This window comes from Stenotrophomonas sp. KH_036_B, from assembly GCF_057839485.1.
The window spans coordinates 2,899,926-2,914,838 of record NZ_CM174491.1; the positions used below are offsets into that span (position 1 = coordinate 2,899,926).

The following is a 14,913-nucleotide window of genomic DNA, read 5'->3' on the forward strand; positions in this document are numbered from 1 at the left end:
CCATTCACACTTGATATAGTCCGGGCAACCAACCGGGGTAGCGGTGCGCAATGCATCGTTGGTGGGGAGGCCAGACGATGCGAGTGACTCGCCATCTGCACTGGTCGGCAACAATGCAACGCGCTGCATGGGAAAAGTGGGGCTGATCGGTCGATGCATTCGTGCCACGGCGACGCCGTGGATGACGCATTGCCGCAGCCATGAGGAAGCTCACGTCTGCATCGATGGAACGTCAAATGCTTGGATCACTTCGGAAGCACTGGCAACACAGGGAACTGGCGAATCATTTGGGTCTCACAGCTGCGCTGCTTGCAAGCGCGATGTGCCTGACGGAATCGGCAGCTGCGCAGACGAGCGTGTCGAATTTTGTCTGGGAGGAGTTCCCTGACCGGATCAGCAAGACCGAGAAGATCACTCCTCTAGGCCCCGACCTGTTCGGCGACAACGTCCGGCTGGCTAACGGCGAGTTGGGATTTGAGATCACGGACGTCACGCTTCCCGGCAACAACGCGCTCGAAGTGAAGCTGACCCGTACTTACGAGGTCGTGAGTCGCAAGACCTACACCCCAGACGCCATGCTTGCGGACTGGCAGATCAGCGTCCCCAACATAAGCGGCAGCTACGCGGCCGACTGGGGAACTGGCGCTGGCGCAAGCGCACCCGGCCGCTGCACGACTAGCTGGCTACCTGTGGATCCATTGTATTTCGACACACGGGAGTTCTGGAACGGGTTGTCCGTGAGCATCCCTAACGGCGGCGGTGAAATGCTGCGGACTGCTCCAGGCGTTACGCAGCCCCAAGACGGCGCGACCTACCCGTGGACGACGTCCAACCAGATCTTCTTTGCCTGCCTTCCCTCCATCAAGAATGCGGGGGGCGAAGGATTCATGGCGATCACGCCGGACGGGACACGCTACTGGTTCGATTGGCTGGCACAGACCGTCGAGCCGACGCTGAAGAAGTACGAGTACTTCTATGACGACGGGTCAGAACCACAGCCGCAGCCCTGGCGCTTTTTGCAGCGCCGAAAGAATCTGCTGCTTGCCACCAAGGTCCAGGACCGCTTTGGCAACACGGTGCAGTACACATATACCAACGCGTGGAACGCCGCCCCCAGGTTGACGTCCATCACAGCAAGCGACGGAAGGCAGCTCACGCTCACTTATAACGGCGACAACGTCAGCAGCGTCAGCGACGGCACCCGCCAATGGCAGTATGTGTACAACAACAGCACATCGCGACGCAGCCTCTCTGCCGTTGTGCTTCCGGACGGAAGCCAGTGGTCGATAGATTTCACTGACCTCACCCGTGCCGTCCTGAAGTACGCCGACGTAATGTCGCCGGAGCCCGGCGAGATGTTCCGCAATTGCATTGAGAATGAGATCCCGATGACTTATCCATCGGCATCCATCACGGGAACCATGGTGCACCCTTCCGGTGCAACCGGTCGATTCACGGTCACTTCGCTTGAACACGGCCGCAGCCATGTTCCCCTCAACTGCCGGGGCATCGACTACTTTCCCGGGTTCGGGAACAATCCGAATGATGACGTGAACACGTACACGATCTCTGGCTACAGTCTGACGCTGACAGAGAAAGCCATCAGCGGCCCCGGGCTGCCTACATTGCGCTGGCAGTACGCGTACACCCCAAACATCAGTTTCGATCGCTATCCGGGCCAGACTGACGCCGATCAGGTGTGCCCATATGGAAACGCAGCCGCGTGCGCAGCGCCCCCCTGCACCAGCGAGAGCTGCGCGCAATCAAGTATCACCACCGTCACCGGACCGGGCGGGGAATGGATCCGCTACAGCCACGGCAATACCTATCGGTACAACGAAGGCAAGCTTCTCAAGGTTGAAGTTGGCACGGGTGCAGGCGACATCCAGCGCACCACTTCCTACCGGTACGATCTGCTCTCTGCCGGCCAGAATTATCCGGCCCGATATGGCACCAGCGTCCAATTCTCTGGTGAAGGGTGGGGAAGCGAGTACCACCGCCCCCAACTGGAGCGCCATATTGCCCAGCAAGGCACCGTCTTTTCATCGGTATCCAGCGAGCTGGACTACTTTGCGCGCCCGCACCGCGTTGCGAAGTACAGCACGCTCGGGTTCGCACGAACCGAGGGGTACACCTACTACGATGACACCTCGCGCTGGATCATCGGCCTGCGCCAAAGCAGCACATGCCTTGCACCCGCAAGCTGTGCGGGCCAAGTGACGTCCAGTGCGGTGTTTGATCCCTCCACAGCACTGCCAATCCAGTTCCATGCATTTGGAGCACTTCAACAGACGCTGACGTATCACCCCAACGGCAGCATCGCCACTGCATCGGATGCACGCGATGGCATGGGCGTAGACACCACCATGACGCTACTTGACTGGAAGCGCGGCATTCCCCAATCCGTCGCCTACGGTGACGGCAACATGGAACTGGCGACCGTGAACGATCAAGGATGGATCCTGCAGTACGCCGACGCCAATGGCTACGCCCGCAACTACGCCTACGACACCATGGGCCGACTGCAGCGAACGGACTTCCCACAGGGCGACACGGTGGCATGGAATCCGACGCTGTCCAGCTTCCAGGCCATACCCTATGAAGAGCACGGCCTGCCAGCGGGGCATTGGCGCGCCACCATCCAGACCGGAAATCAGCGCAAACAGGTGCTCTACGATGCACTTTGGCGTCCTGTAGTGACAATCGAGGAAGACGTCGACAACCCCCAGGCGACGCAGCGCTGGACAGCGACTCGCTATGACGAAATGGGGCGCGTCTCTTTCACGTCATACCCGCGCAATCTGTACCAGGAGGGCAATGCGAGTTACACCGACGCCGGCCTGCAGGGCATCTACACCGTGTCCGATTTGCTGGGACGCCCGTTGAGCGTTCAGCAGGACTCGGAACTGGGGTTGTTGACCACACGCAACGAGTACCTGACCGGCTTCCAGACACGCGCAACGTCCCCCAAGGGGCAGAAGACCACGACCCACTACATGGCATTGGATGAGCCAGACACCAGCCTGCCCGTCTATATCGATGAACCCGGCGGCGTCATCACGACAATTGACCGGGACGCATACGGAAAACCACTCGAGATTTCGCGCAGCGGGGGTGCCCAATGATGCACCAGCATGCCCACCAGAAATCTGACGCCGCGATACGGCTTTTCGGCCTCATCGCGCTTTTCCTGATGCTCCTGGTCGCCAGTGAAGCCTCCGCGCAGGCTTCACTCAAGCTGACAGCTCCGGGCGGCACGACCTTTACTGCACCCTCTGGGTTCGATCTCAAGATTGACGCAAGGGATGGCTACACCGGCAACAACTATGAACAAGTGGAATTCTATTGGCTGAAACGCAACGGGGTCCGTATCGACTTCGACGAAGCACTGCCCACCCGGATCTATAGCGAACCCGAGCTTCCCGCGGGCGTGTACCAGTACACCCTGGAAGGCCGGGCGATGTACTACGACCCGCTCAATGGCAATGAGCGCTATAGAACCATCTTCCCGATCCCGACGCTTACCATCACGGTCATTGCCGGCAGCGGCGGGATCACGGCCTCAACCGCCACCTGCACGATCCCCTGGGGCCAGTCCAACTGCCCAATCACCATCAACTGGTCTTCCAATGCACCAGCGGCCCAGGTGTTGATGTCCGGGTTGGACAACAGCGGCATGCAGCTTGTTGGACAAGGGCAGTCCGGTGCTATTACCGCCTGGGTGACCCAGAATGGTGCGCGCTTCCACTTACGGAATGGCTCAGCCACGTTTGCCACGACCGAAGCCAGAGGAATTCCGACGGTCAACCAAGCCCCAACCGTCAGCGTTGCCGCTCCGGTCCAAGGCGCACTCTTTGCCGCCGGTGCCAGCATTCCCATCAGTGCTGCGGCAGGTGATGGCGATGACGGAGTCAGCCGTGTCGAGTTCCGCGTAGATGGAACGACCGTGGCAACACTGGCCTCACCGCCCTACTCGACTCGGGTAGCCACTCTCAGCCCAGGCACGCATTCCCTCGTCGCCATTGCCACCGACACTCGCGGAACAAGCACAACGTCTGCACCGGTCGCATTCACGGTCTCGTCAATCCCGGGCACATCGCTGTCGCGCAAGTACGTGTACGACGCCCAGCAACGTCTCTGCAAGACCATCGAGCCGGAGACCGGCTCCACCGTCATGGCCTATGACCCAGCTGGCAACCTGATCTGGTCTGCCGCGGGCCTGGACCTGCCAAGCACCACAAGCTGTGATCTGGCTGCCGCCGAGGCGAGTGGCCGAGTTGTCCGGCGCACCTATGACGCTCGCGGCCGCATAGCCACCCTTCGCTTCCCTGACCATAACGGCGACGTTGATTACAGCTACACGCCGGATGGGCTGGCGCATCTGACCACGGCCTACAATGACGGCGGCACAACTACCGCCACCACGACCTATCAGTACAACAAAAGGCGGCTGCTCACTGGCGAAGCTCTTGCCCAGACCGGCGCGACGACGCGCAGCATTGGCTATGGGTATAGCCCCAACGGTCACTTGGCGGGGCAGACCTACCCCAGTGGACGCTTCATCGACTACGCACCAAATGCGATGGGTCAGGCCACACGTGCAGGCGACTACGCCACCGGCGTGAGCTACTACCCCAATGGCGGGATCAAGCAGTTCACATACGGCAATGGGGTCCTGCACACCACCCTGCAGAATGCCCGCAGACTTCCTTACCGTAGCGTCGACAGCAACATTATTGCCCTCGAAACGACGTTTGATGCCAATGGAAACGTAACTGCAATTGCTGATCTTCAGCTGGGCACGAGCTACAGCCGTCAGATGCAATACGACGATCGTGACCGCCTCATTGCGGCAGGCAGCCAGATGTTTGGCGGAGATGGCTGGCATCGCTTCACCTACGACGCGCTGGACAACATGCGTAGTTGGTCGCTCGGGGGAGTGAAGGCCGACCAGTACTGGTATGACGCTCGCAATCGGCTCACCAATGTTCGCAATGCGGACGGCGCGACCACGGCTGGCCTTTCCTATGATCTGCAGGGAAATCTCGAGATCAAGAATGGCCAGGCATTCCGATTCGACTATGGCAATCGGCTCCGAGAGGCATCGGGAAAAGCGAGCTATCGGTACGACGCAAAGGGACGCCGCACCCTTGCCACAAAGATAGCGGGAGCGCCCGAGGAATCACTTTACAGCGAGCAGGGCCAGCTCCTCCATCAGCTCAGCGCCGCCAGTGGCCTGCAAACCGAAACCATATACTTGGCCGGAAGTTCGATTGCACAGCTAGATGCCGGTCCAGGCATGGCTACAATCAGCTACGTACATACAGATGCGCTTGGAAGTCCGGTAGCGACCTCTGGCAGCGCTGGCCAACTATTGGAACGGACGCACTACGCACCCTATGGAAAGGCAATCAATCGCGACGTTGATGGAATTGGCTATACCGGCCACAAGATGGATGCTGACACTGCTCTAACCAACATGCAGCAGCGCTATTACGATCCGAGTTTCGGGAGATTCCTGAGCGTTGATCCGGTTTCCACCAACAGTGACACCGGAGCCAACTTCAACCGTTACTCCTACGCAAACAACAGCCCTTACAAGTTCACAGATCCGGATGGACGTCAGTCCCGAGAGTTCAACTTTGAAAACCGTCGACTTGGCGTTACCCCCCCGCCGCGAAGCGATGAAGACTGGCTAGGTCCAGCTATCGGCGTCAGTCTTGCGGTCGTATCAGCACCTGCCATTGTATTTGGCGGTTGGGAACTAGGAATGGTTGCGCTCGCCAACCCAACAGCGACCATCACGATTGTGAGCGACGTCGGGTCCGCCCTCGGAGTGACGGGTGGAACACGAATCGGAGGAGGGCCGGTATCTACTCTTAGCCCAGGTCCATATGCCGGGGCCTCTATCCCCGCAAGATCGACTGCACAAACCTTCACCGCCGCAGAGCGTGCGGAGATTAATGCAATAGGCAAAGCGACTGGATGCCACACCTGCGGCTCTCAGAACGCAGGAACCAAGAGTGGAAACTTTGTACCAGACCATCAGCCTGTATCATCCCTGAATCTCTCGGGCGCCTCACAAAGGTTGTTTCCTCAGTGCCTCGGTTGCAGCAGGCAGCAAGGGCTAGATTCAGCAAAATTACTCAGAACCATCAAGCAGGAAGAATCTGAATGAAAAGGTCGATAACCACCACGCCCCCAAACTCACTGATTCTGATAATGGATCATTCGACGGGAGTACTCCCAGACGACTTGGGGAGTGGACTGGTTGGAAGCACTCCCAGCTGCGTTGCTGTGGGAACCCTTTCCGAGTTCGACGGCCCAACAACGGTGATTGTTACCAACAATCCCCAGGCGAGCGAAGGAGGAGTGCTGATTTTCAATGGTCATTTGATCGTTCCCAGCCTTGAACTTTCCATCTGCAATGTTCTTGACGAACGGCTTCTTAGCGTAAATATCTCCAAGCCTGAAATTGACATTGAGGTGTACGCCAATGACACGTCGGAGCCGAGCCTTTTAGTGGTACATTTGGATTGCATGCCGACAATTCCAGAATGAGAAGGACCCTAAGGTTGGTCTGAACAATTCTGCGCGAAATATGATGGTAGTGCCGGCCGCTGGCCGGCAAGCTTGAGGTCCATCAGATCACGTCGAAGGATCCTCCATGCAGCTGACATTCGGAGATGCCGAAGGCCTGGGCCAGCGCAAGAAGACGCGCCGCGAGCTGTTCCTCAACGCGATGGATCAGGTGGTTCCTTGGAAGCGACTGCTGGCGTTGATCGAGCCGCACTACCCGATTGCAGGCCGGCGAGGCCGTCAGCCGTATCCGTTGGCAACCATGCTGCGCATCCATTTCCTGCAGCAGTGGTACGCGTTGAGCGATCCGTCGATGGAGGAAGCGCTGTATGACACGGCGGTGATGCGCCGATTTGCCGGCATCAACAGCCTGGACCGCATTCCTGACGAGACCACGATCCTCAATTTTCGCCGGTTGCTGGAGACCCATAGACTGGGCGCGAAGATGCTGGAGGCGGTCAATGCCCACCTGCAGCATCAGGGTCTGAGCCTGCGTGCGGGCACGATCGTGGATGCCACGATCATTCATGCGCCCAGCTCGACCAAGAAGCCGACAAGGCGCGTGATCCGGAAATGCACCAAATCAAGAAGGGCAACCAGTGGTACTTCGGCATGAAGGCGCACATCGGCGTGGATGAGTTCTCCGGCCTTGTACACCACGTGAAATGCACGGCTGCCAATGTAGGCGATGTCACAGTCACGCACGAACTTCTGCACGGTAGGGAGGACTGCGTGCTGGGCGACAGCGGCTATACCGGTGCGGACTCGCGACCAGAGTTACAGGACTCCAAGGCCGCCTTCTTGATTGCGAAGAAACGGGGCAAGGTAAAGGCGATCAAGAACGCACGGGATCGCCGGCAGCACGAGCGATGGGAGAGTTGCAAAGCCAGCATGCGCGCGAAGGTGGAGCACCCCTTCCGGGTCGTCAAACGCCAGTTTGGCTACACCAAGGTGCGCTACCGTGGCCTGGCCAAGAACAGCGCGCAGGTGCTGACGCTGTTTGCATTGTCCAACCTGTGGATGACCCGCCGGCAGTTCGTGCCGACCCAGGGATAGATCCGCCTGGAGGTGCCCAACGGCACCTTCAAAACCTCGTTTTCACCAAAATCTTCCGCTCAGGCAAGGCGCGGACACGCTCGGCTTACGAATTCAGCGCTGCGGACGATCTGCTCAGACCATCCTTAGGGCGGCAACCGGAAAGGCGAACTACCGCTACGACGCGAGAGGTCTGCGCACCATGACCGCAAAGTACTCTGGGGCGTCTGAAGAATCGATGTATAGTGAACAAGGAAAACTCATTTACCAGTTAGACGCTGCGAGCGCCAAGCAAACGGAAACAATCTACTTGGCGGAGAGTTCTATTGCGCAGCTCGAGTCCGTGCAAGGCACCCTCACCACGAGCTTCCTGCATACCGACGCCCTGGGCAGCCCGGTCGCGACATCAAACATTGCCGGACAGATCTTGGATCGGACCCACTTCGAGCCTTACGGGAAAGCAATCAACCGCAACGTTGATGGAGTTGGCTACACTGGCCACAGGATGGATGCAGATACCGACTTAACGTACATGCAGCAGCGATATTACGACCCGCAGATCGGTAGATTCCTGTCGGCGGATTCGGTTACCGCCTACAGCAATCCCGCCGAGGCTTTCAACCGGTACTGGTATGCGAGTAGCAACCCATACCGATTCACCGATCCTGATGGTCGCGAGGTCGACGTAGCTTCAGCGGCAGCAGACAGAGTGTCTGGATGGATTGCGAAAAATTCTGCTGGCAAATTCTCCATTTCGTCTCAAGGAAAGATGGCGCTGGAGCAGCTATCCGGCGGAGAGGGAAAGAGGTCAACCTACTTGCGAGACAGACTGTCACAAGCCATTGACTCACCGTTGACAATGCACATACAGGTATTAGAGGTGTATGTTCACCCTATAACATTTATGCCTATCGATGTCGACGCACAGGCAGGCGGCGGATTGACGGTGACCTATCCAAACGGAGACGTAGATGTGGTTGTTTCCGGAAATCCCAACAATTCGCTTAAGAACGTCTCTGGCGGAAGCTTGGTCGACGGACCAGCTGAGATCTTGGGGCACGAAATTGTTGCGCACGCCGTCCCAATTATTGTCGGCCCCGATACCGGAAATGGAATTAAGAACGAGAACAAATTCAGGAGCGAGGTCCCAGGACTGGACCAAAGGGCCCCCGATCCCGACCATCTTGAGGAATAACTTCCGTGAAAATAAGATCACTGCCAGCCAATTTAACTCTAATGCTCTACCTACTTACTGCGGCAGCTGCCTGCTCCGCGAACGAAGTCGCCACCAAAACCCTGGAAGAGAAGGTTTCCGAATCGGACCTGGTCGTGACTGGCGTCGTTGGGGAGATTTTGCCCTGTGGAACCATTGATGTTGGAGAGTGCTCAAAGTATTCGGTCACCGCCAAGGTTTTGGTACACGACATACTGAAAGGAACCGCGCCCAAAGAGATTCTTTTTCGATGCAAAGAGTCCATTCCCGAATTCAGCCCCCGCGCATGCAACCCGGGCGTAAAGTATCTGATGTTCTTGCAGCAAGATGGAAAGGGAGTGTTTCACTCGGTCAACGGCCCGCGTGGCATCTACAGCCTGACTGAAGTGAACGAAAAATGAGTACTCATGCGCTTTTGCTGCAAGCGAGACGACCCAACGATGAGGGCGCCTTCGTCGCAAGAGATAGACACCGTGCTATCAATCGGCACGTCAATCAATGACGCCAGAGTACACAACTGGCACCGAGCCGGGAGCAGGCCTTTGACGCGCCGGATGCCTTGCAAGCCATGGGAGTGGAGGTGCTAGCGGGCGACGTCTACCTTGCGAGCGGCAGCCAGATGCGTCCAACGCATGACAATTGGTACTACGACGCTGATGGGAGTGAATCGCATGACCAGCGGGTTGCCCACAGCGGCGAGAAGGCCAGAAGTTACATACTCAGGTATTCGGAACACCTGGCCTGTTTCGCACTGATTCCTCATCGAGAGAGTTAGGCTTCGCCGACTTTTTTGCTTCTGCATTAGCGTCGCACGCCGGCACAGGCACAATCCAGACACTGTCATTGAACAAGGATGTCCCATGCGCGTTGCCCTGCTCCTCCCGTTCCTGCTCCTCACCGCCGGTTGTGCACACCAGAGCCGAATGACCGCGCCGATAGCGCCCGGCTGGATAACACCCGCGGAAGCCGTCCATGCAGCCAATGACGATCCGCAACGCGGCATCAGTGGCACCTTCGTGTTTACCGTCAAAAACGTCGACGTCACCGAGCATCGCCTCTACCTCAACAGCGAGCAGGACTACCGCCACCAGGTTGCATTGAACGTGTCCTTGGATGCGTCACAACGCGAGGCCCTGCAGGCGCAGCTGGGCATGCCGCTGGACCGGCTGGTCAACCGCCGCCTGCTGGTGCAGGGCACGGCACGGCACGCCGCACGACCATCGACTTCACCAACGAAGGCAAGCCAACCGGGAAGTACTACTTCCAGACCCAGGTCAAGGTGACGGATCCTCGCCAGGTGCGTTTCGCGCCCTGAGGGGATTTGCGGCCACCAGAGCGGGCATCAGCGCGACCTGCAAGCGACCAACGACATCGCTCAATGGTTCGATCGGCAGACTATTCTTCCGGAGAAACGCAAGCCACAACGCTTGCCGGGATGCATCCTGTCCGAATTCGGAGGTCAGCCCTGCGGGTACACCGCTGGGAACTGCCAAGCCTCTGCGTTCAAAGGTGGCACTGATCGCCTCTGCCAGGAGACGCATATCCAGCGCTTCGCGCTCGAACAAGACCGAAAGGTCGAAGTAGTCCTTGAGTCGGCTGTTGGTCATGCCCAGCAACGCGATGGCATGGAACTTCTCGGCAATGACGGTGTATGTGGGATATACCCGCAGGTTGGGCGCAGGCAGGTCAGCCAAAAGCACCGGATAGATGCACGTTTGAGGCGCTGGGGTCACTGCATCACCAAAGCCGACATCAATCTGCACCTTGCAGCGTGCCCCGGCCAGATCTCCCGCAATGAAGACACGCACGCCGCCGTAGCCAGCCTCTTTGCGAATTTCCTTCACCGCCACCGAGGCAGGATCGAAGGAAACACCATCTTCGACAGCCTGTGCCGCAACCTCACGGAACAGCAGTGCTATCGACGTGACATCACTGGCGCCGAACCCAAGCAGATCAACATCGCGCGTGGCGCGGTGCGGCATGTCGTACCAGAGTGTAAAAAGTAGCGCACCTTTGAGAAGGAAACGCTCGCCATAAGGCGACTTCGCCAGGCGATACAGGATGCGCTCCAAGGCGAACCTCACCAGGATCTGGTTGAAATCGGCCTGTTGATCCCGTGCGACGTTCAGCAGTCGCGCACGAACAGAAGCGGCGACGTTCGTGCGCGGACTGCTCATCCCACGCTCTCAAGATAGGGGCGAATCACGTTGGCCACCCGGCATATCTTTGCGAAGCGCCAGATATCCTCGACGGATGCCTTCTCCCCTGCCCTGGCGTCCTTCAGTGCTTCCAATGCGACATCGAGCCCAATCTTGTTGCGGTACTTGAAGCAGTCGGCCACTGTCTTGGCTGCGCTGTATATCCGCAGACGCGCACCGTCGCGCTCCACTTCCTCGATGCCACTCGCATACGCCTCGCCACTGAACTGCACTGTTTTCAGGGGCGGGTAGTCGATTCGCGGCGGATGGCTGCCACGTGGCAGGGCGATCCAGAGCTGGCGGGGAAGCTGCGTTGTGAGCTCGTGGAACTGCAGCGCCGTAAGCAGGCAGAACACCGCGTTCGGTACTCTGGCGGCAACCGTCGCGAGGCTCGCATACTCCGACGTAAGCGCATTGGGCAGCCGATACATCCCCCTGCCTACCCGATCCAGCAGGCCTGAGGCCACCATACGGGTCAGCACGACCCGCGGCGTTTGAATGTCGTCCAGATCCGCCGCCCGCAGCAGCCCCTTCTGGCTCACCAGATCGAGTACGCGGTGATGGTGGGTCATACCGGTCATGGGGCGATGATGTTCCAATTTCACTTCATTTGCAAATATATGGAGTAACTATGGAACATCGACAGCGGATTTGCCCCATCTATCGTTGCCGTCCCAAGGCCCGCCCATTGCGCGAGGGATGACGAATCCTTTACACCTCGGCTCTTCACGCCCCCTAAGCTCTGGCCTCCTGCCGGGAGACCTCCATGCGCCTTCGCCCTGCCCTGTTTGCCGCTGGCCTGCTGCTGACGACACTCACCGCCCATGCGGCCGAGCCCGTGCAATCGGTGCCGGCCCTGGACATGGGCCGCTACGCCGGCCAATGGCATGAGATCGCACACCTGCCGGTCTCCTTCCAGAAGAAGTGCGTGGGCGACATCACGGCGGCCTATGCGTTGCGCGCCGACGGACGCATCAGCGTGCACAACGCCTGCCGCACCGGCGATGGCGGCCGTATTGCGGCCGAGGGCGTGGCGCGACCGGTGGAAGGCCAGCCCGGCCAGTTGCAGGTGCGCTTCGTGCCGGACTGGCTGGCCTGGGTGCCGCTGGTGTGGGCCGATTACTGGGTGATCGCGCTGGACCCGGACTATCAATGGGCGGTGGTGGGCGACCCGGGCCACAAGTACCTGTGGATCCTGTCGCGCTCGCCGAGCATGGACAAGGCGCTGTTCGCCAGCCTGAAGGCCAAGGCCGAGGCGATGGGGTATGACCTGGCACCGTTGAAGGTGATGGCGCCGCTGGATTGATGAGGCGTAGAGCCACGCCCTGCGTGGCTGGCGGCGCCCATGATCCCTGAACAGAGCGCAGCCACGCAGGGCGTGGCTCTACGCCCCTGCCACCTGAATGGACGTCGCATTGTCATACGATGCGTACCGGTCTCGACACACCCTCACAACCACCATACGCCGTAGTATGCTTCCACCTACGCGGCACCCTGCTCGAGGATTGCGCCCATGTTCCACCGCCTCCGTACCGCCCTCACCGTTGCCCTGCTGGCCGGCACCGCTCTGGCCCTGACCGCCTGCGGCGAAGGCGTGGTCAAGCGCGTCTCGCCTCCGGCCGCCAGCGTGCAGCAGCTGACCGTCGGCGCCAACGGCACCTGGACCCTGGCCCTGCGCCTGCAGAACTTCAGCTCCATGCCCATGACCTTCGACAGCGTGGACCTGCAGATGCAGGTCGGCGACCAGGATGCCGGCAAGGTGACCGCGCGCCCGGCGGTGTCGATCGGCGGTGTCTCGGCCGATGTCATCAACGTCGAGCTGCAGCCGTCCTCGGCCGCGCGCATCGTGGTGGCCGACGCGCTGGCCGGCAACCGCACCCTGGGCTATTCGCTCAAGGGCACGGTGAGCGCCACCCCGCAGGAAAAGAAGCAGCGCAGCTTCGATATCGACAACCGCAGCACCCTCAACCAGGCCCCCGGCCTGCCCGGCGTGCTGCGCTGAAACGCGCACCCTCCGCACCCCTTTGCCTGATTCCCTGCATCTGATCGAGACCTGACGATGAGCAGCTACACCGCCCCGCTTTCCGATATCCGCTTCGCCCTGCACGACGTGCTGAAGGTCGAGCCCTTGTTCACCCGCCTCGGCTTTACCGACGCGACCGCGGACGTGGTCGATGCCGTGCTGGAAGAAGCCGGCCGTTTCAGCACCAGCGTGCTGGCACCGCTCAACAGCGTGGGCGACGAAATCGGCTGCGTGCTCGACCAGGCCAGCGGCGAGGTCACCACCCCGCCCGGCTTCAAGCAGGCGTACACGCAATTCGTGGATGGCGGCTGGACCGGCCTGACCGCCTCGCCGGAGCTGGGCGGCCAGGGGCTGCCGCACACGCTGGGCGTGCCGCTCAACGAAATGATCAACGCCGCCAACCTGGCGTGGGGCAACTTCCCGCTGCTTTCGCACGGCGCGATTGAAGCGCTCAAGCAGCATGGCGAAGCGTGGCAGCAGGACGCGTTCCTCAAGCCGCTGATCGAAGGCCGCTGGACCGGCACCATGTGCCTGACCGAACCGCATTGCGGCACGGACCTGGGCCTGCTCAAGACCAAGGCCGAACCGAATGCTGATGGCAGCTACGCCATCACCGGCACCAAGATCTTCATCACCGCCGGCGAGCACGACCTCACCGACAACATCGTGCACCTGGTGCTGGCCAAGCTGCCCGACGCCCCGGCCGGTGCCAAGGGCATTTCGCTGTTCGTCACCCCGAAGTTCAAGGTCGACCGCGACGGCAACGTCGGCGAACGCAACGCGCTGCGCTGCGGCTCGATCGAACACAAGATGGGCATCAAGGGTTCGGTCACCTGCGTGATGAACTTCGACGGCGCCGAAGGCTACCTGGTGGGCCAGCCGCACAAGGGCCTGCAGGCGATGTTTACCATGATGAACACCGCGCGCCTGGGCGTGGGCCTGCAGGGCATCGGCCTGTCCGAGCGCGCCTACCAGAACGCCTTGAAGTACGCGCGTGAGCGTCTGCAGTCGCGCTCGCTGAGCGGCCCGAAGAACCCGGACAAGCCGGCCGACCCGATCCTGGTCCACCCGGACGTGCGCCGCATGCTGCTTTCGATCAAGTCGCTGGTGGAAGGCAGCCGCCTGCTCGCGCTGCACGCCGCGACGTTGATCGACGTGGCCCACCACGCCGAAGACCCGGCCGAGCGCGAGCGTGCCGAAACGCTGGTGAGCTTCCTCACCCCGATCTCGAAGGCCTGCCAGACCGAATGGGGTATCGAAAACACCTACAACGCGCTGCAGTGCTTCGGTGGCCACGGCTACATCCGTGAGCACGGCATGGAGCAGCTGGCCCGCGATGCGCGCATCACCACCCTGTACGAAGGCACCACCGGCATCCAGGCGCTGGACCTGATCGGCCGCAAGACCGCCGCCAGCAAGGGCGCGGGCCTGAAGCTGATGCTGGCCGAGATCGAGGCCTTCGCCAAGGCCAACGAGGGCAATGCGGCGCTGGCCGAGTTCATCGCGCCGCTGCGCGCCAAGGCCGATGAGTGGGGCACACTGACCGTGGCCACCCTGCAGCGCGCGGCCGCCAACCCCGAAGAACTGGGCGCGGCCAGCCACGACTACCTGTTCTATTCGGGCTATGTGGTGCTGGCGTACTGGTGGGCACGCAGCGTGGCCGCCGCCGACGCATCGGCGCAGAGCGAGGCCTTCAAGCAGGCCAAGCGCGAGACCGCCCGCTTCTATTTCGCGCGCATGCTCCCGCGCACCCTCAGCCACGCCGCCGCGATCCAGGCCGGCGCCGACTCGCTGATGGCGATGGAAGACGCGCGCTTCGGCGAGTAACCGACCCGTAGTGCCGGCCGCTGGCCGGCTCCAGGTAA

13 protein-coding genes are annotated in these 14,913 nt (G+C 60.4%); 11 read left to right on the forward strand and 2 right to left on the reverse strand.

What is annotated here, in order from left to right; all coding sequences use genetic code 11:
* Positions 1-236 precede the first annotated feature (236 nt).
* From AC3ITN_RS12995 to AC3ITN_RS13030, 8 genes are all read left to right on the forward strand, one after another.
* On the forward strand, positions 237-3,125 hold the full coding sequence (locus tag AC3ITN_RS12995) for an RHS repeat domain-containing protein (RefSeq protein WP_489390777.1): 2,889 nt from the start codon (positions 237-239) through the stop codon (positions 3,123-3,125).
* Positions 3,125-6,178, forward strand: coding sequence for an RHS repeat domain-containing protein (locus tag AC3ITN_RS13000; RefSeq protein ID WP_489390778.1), 3,054 nt, complete (start codon positions 3,125-3,127; stop codon positions 6,176-6,178). The genes AC3ITN_RS12995 and AC3ITN_RS13000 overlap by 1 nt, the downstream gene beginning before the upstream one ends.
* Before the next feature lie 44 nt (positions 6,179-6,222).
* Positions 6,223-6,561, forward strand: coding sequence for a hypothetical protein (locus tag AC3ITN_RS13005; RefSeq protein WP_489390779.1), 339 nt, complete (start codon positions 6,223-6,225; stop codon positions 6,559-6,561).
* A 106-nt stretch (positions 6,562-6,667) separates the two neighbouring features.
* Positions 6,668-7,635, forward strand: a protein-coding gene (locus tag AC3ITN_RS13010) for an IS5 family transposase (protein WP_489390780.1) whose coding sequence is annotated in 2 segments (ribosomal slippage) — positions 6,668-7,127 and positions 7,127-7,635 — 969 coding nt in all. Because the reading frame shifts where the segments join, the coding sequence is not laid out codon by codon here.
* A gap of 121 nt (positions 7,636-7,756) precedes the next feature.
* The gene (locus tag AC3ITN_RS13015; protein ID WP_489392931.1) at positions 7,757-8,809 is read left to right on the forward strand and encodes an RHS repeat-associated core domain-containing protein; all 1,053 of its coding nucleotides are present in this window, start codon (positions 7,757-7,759) and stop codon (positions 8,807-8,809) included.
* Between the two features lie 41 nt (positions 8,810-8,850).
* Positions 8,851-9,228, forward strand: a complete 378-nt coding sequence (locus AC3ITN_RS13020; RefSeq protein ID WP_489390781.1) for a hypothetical protein — start codon at positions 8,851-8,853, stop codon at positions 9,226-9,228.
* Between the two features lie 116 nt (positions 9,229-9,344).
* Entirely contained in the window at positions 9,345-9,602 is a 258-nt protein-coding gene (gene imm40 / locus AC3ITN_RS13025) for an Imm40 family immunity protein (protein WP_489392932.1), read from the forward strand.
* Positions 9,603-9,687: 85 nt separating this feature from the next.
* Positions 9,688-10,110, forward strand: a complete 423-nt coding sequence (locus AC3ITN_RS13030; RefSeq protein WP_489390782.1) for a hypothetical protein — start codon at positions 9,688-9,690, stop codon at positions 10,108-10,110.
* On the opposite strand, the gene AC3ITN_RS13035 is transcribed toward AC3ITN_RS13030, so the two are convergent.
* Positions 10,102-11,004 (reverse strand): nucleotidyl transferase AbiEii/AbiGii toxin family protein, encoded by a 903-nt coding sequence (locus AC3ITN_RS13035; protein WP_489390783.1) that lies wholly within the window; start codon positions 11,002-11,004, stop codon positions 10,102-10,104. The genes AC3ITN_RS13030 and AC3ITN_RS13035 overlap by 9 nt on opposite strands.
* Complete coding sequence (locus AC3ITN_RS13040; protein WP_313344712.1) at positions 11,001-11,606, reverse strand: type IV toxin-antitoxin system AbiEi family antitoxin domain-containing protein; 606 nt, start codon at positions 11,604-11,606, stop codon at positions 11,001-11,003. The genes AC3ITN_RS13035 and AC3ITN_RS13040 overlap by 4 nt, the downstream gene beginning before the upstream one ends.
* A gap of 185 nt (positions 11,607-11,791) precedes the next feature.
* Between AC3ITN_RS13040 and AC3ITN_RS13045 the strand changes: the two genes are divergently transcribed.
* From AC3ITN_RS13045 to AC3ITN_RS13055, 3 genes are all read left to right on the forward strand, one after another.
* The gene (locus AC3ITN_RS13045) at positions 11,792-12,331 is read left to right on the forward strand and encodes a lipocalin family protein (protein WP_489390784.1); all 540 of its coding nucleotides are present in this window, start codon (positions 11,792-11,794) and stop codon (positions 12,329-12,331) included.
* A 207-nt stretch (positions 12,332-12,538) separates the two neighbouring features.
* Positions 12,539-13,027 (forward strand): LEA/WHy family protein, encoded by a 489-nt coding sequence (locus tag AC3ITN_RS13050; protein WP_313344707.1) that lies wholly within the window; start codon positions 12,539-12,541, stop codon positions 13,025-13,027.
* Positions 13,028-13,084: 57 nt separating this feature from the next.
* Positions 13,085-14,875 carry an acyl-CoA dehydrogenase C-terminal domain-containing protein gene (locus tag AC3ITN_RS13055; RefSeq protein ID WP_489390785.1) on the forward strand — a complete coding sequence of 597 codons (1,791 nt, stop codon included), beginning with the start codon at positions 13,085-13,087 and terminating at the stop codon, positions 14,873-14,875.
* Positions 14,876-14,913: the final 38 nt, after the last annotated feature.

Excerpts from the sequence above, each read along its gene's own strand:
- AC3ITN_RS13005 (WP_489390779.1), top strand. The coding sequence starts at position 6,223 with ATGGATCATTCGACGGGAGTACTCCCAGACGACTTGGGGAGTGGACTG.
- AC3ITN_RS13045 (WP_489390784.1), top strand. The coding sequence starts at position 11,792 with ATGCGCCTTCGCCCTGCCCTGTTTGCCGCTGGCCTGCTGCTGACGACA.
- AC3ITN_RS13000 (WP_489390778.1), top strand. The coding sequence starts at position 3,125 with ATGCACCAGCATGCCCACCAGAAATCTGACGCCGCGATACGGCTTTTC.
- AC3ITN_RS13035 (WP_489390783.1), bottom strand. The coding sequence starts at position 11,004 with ATGAGCAGTCCGCGCACGAACGTCGCCGCTTCTGTTCGTGCGCGACTG.
- AC3ITN_RS13030 (WP_489390782.1), top strand. The coding sequence starts at position 9,688 with ATGCGCGTTGCCCTGCTCCTCCCGTTCCTGCTCCTCACCGCCGGTTGT.
- AC3ITN_RS13040 (WP_313344712.1), bottom strand. The coding sequence starts at position 11,606 with ATGACCGGTATGACCCACCATCACCGCGTACTCGATCTGGTGAGCCAG.
- AC3ITN_RS13050 (WP_313344707.1), top strand. The coding sequence starts at position 12,539 with ATGTTCCACCGCCTCCGTACCGCCCTCACCGTTGCCCTGCTGGCCGGC.
- AC3ITN_RS12995 (WP_489390777.1), top strand. The coding sequence starts at position 237 with ATGCTTGGATCACTTCGGAAGCACTGGCAACACAGGGAACTGGCGAAT.
- AC3ITN_RS13020 (WP_489390781.1), top strand. The coding sequence starts at position 8,851 with ATGCTCTACCTACTTACTGCGGCAGCTGCCTGCTCCGCGAACGAAGTC.
- AC3ITN_RS13055 (WP_489390785.1), top strand. The coding sequence starts at position 13,085 with ATGAGCAGCTACACCGCCCCGCTTTCCGATATCCGCTTCGCCCTGCAC.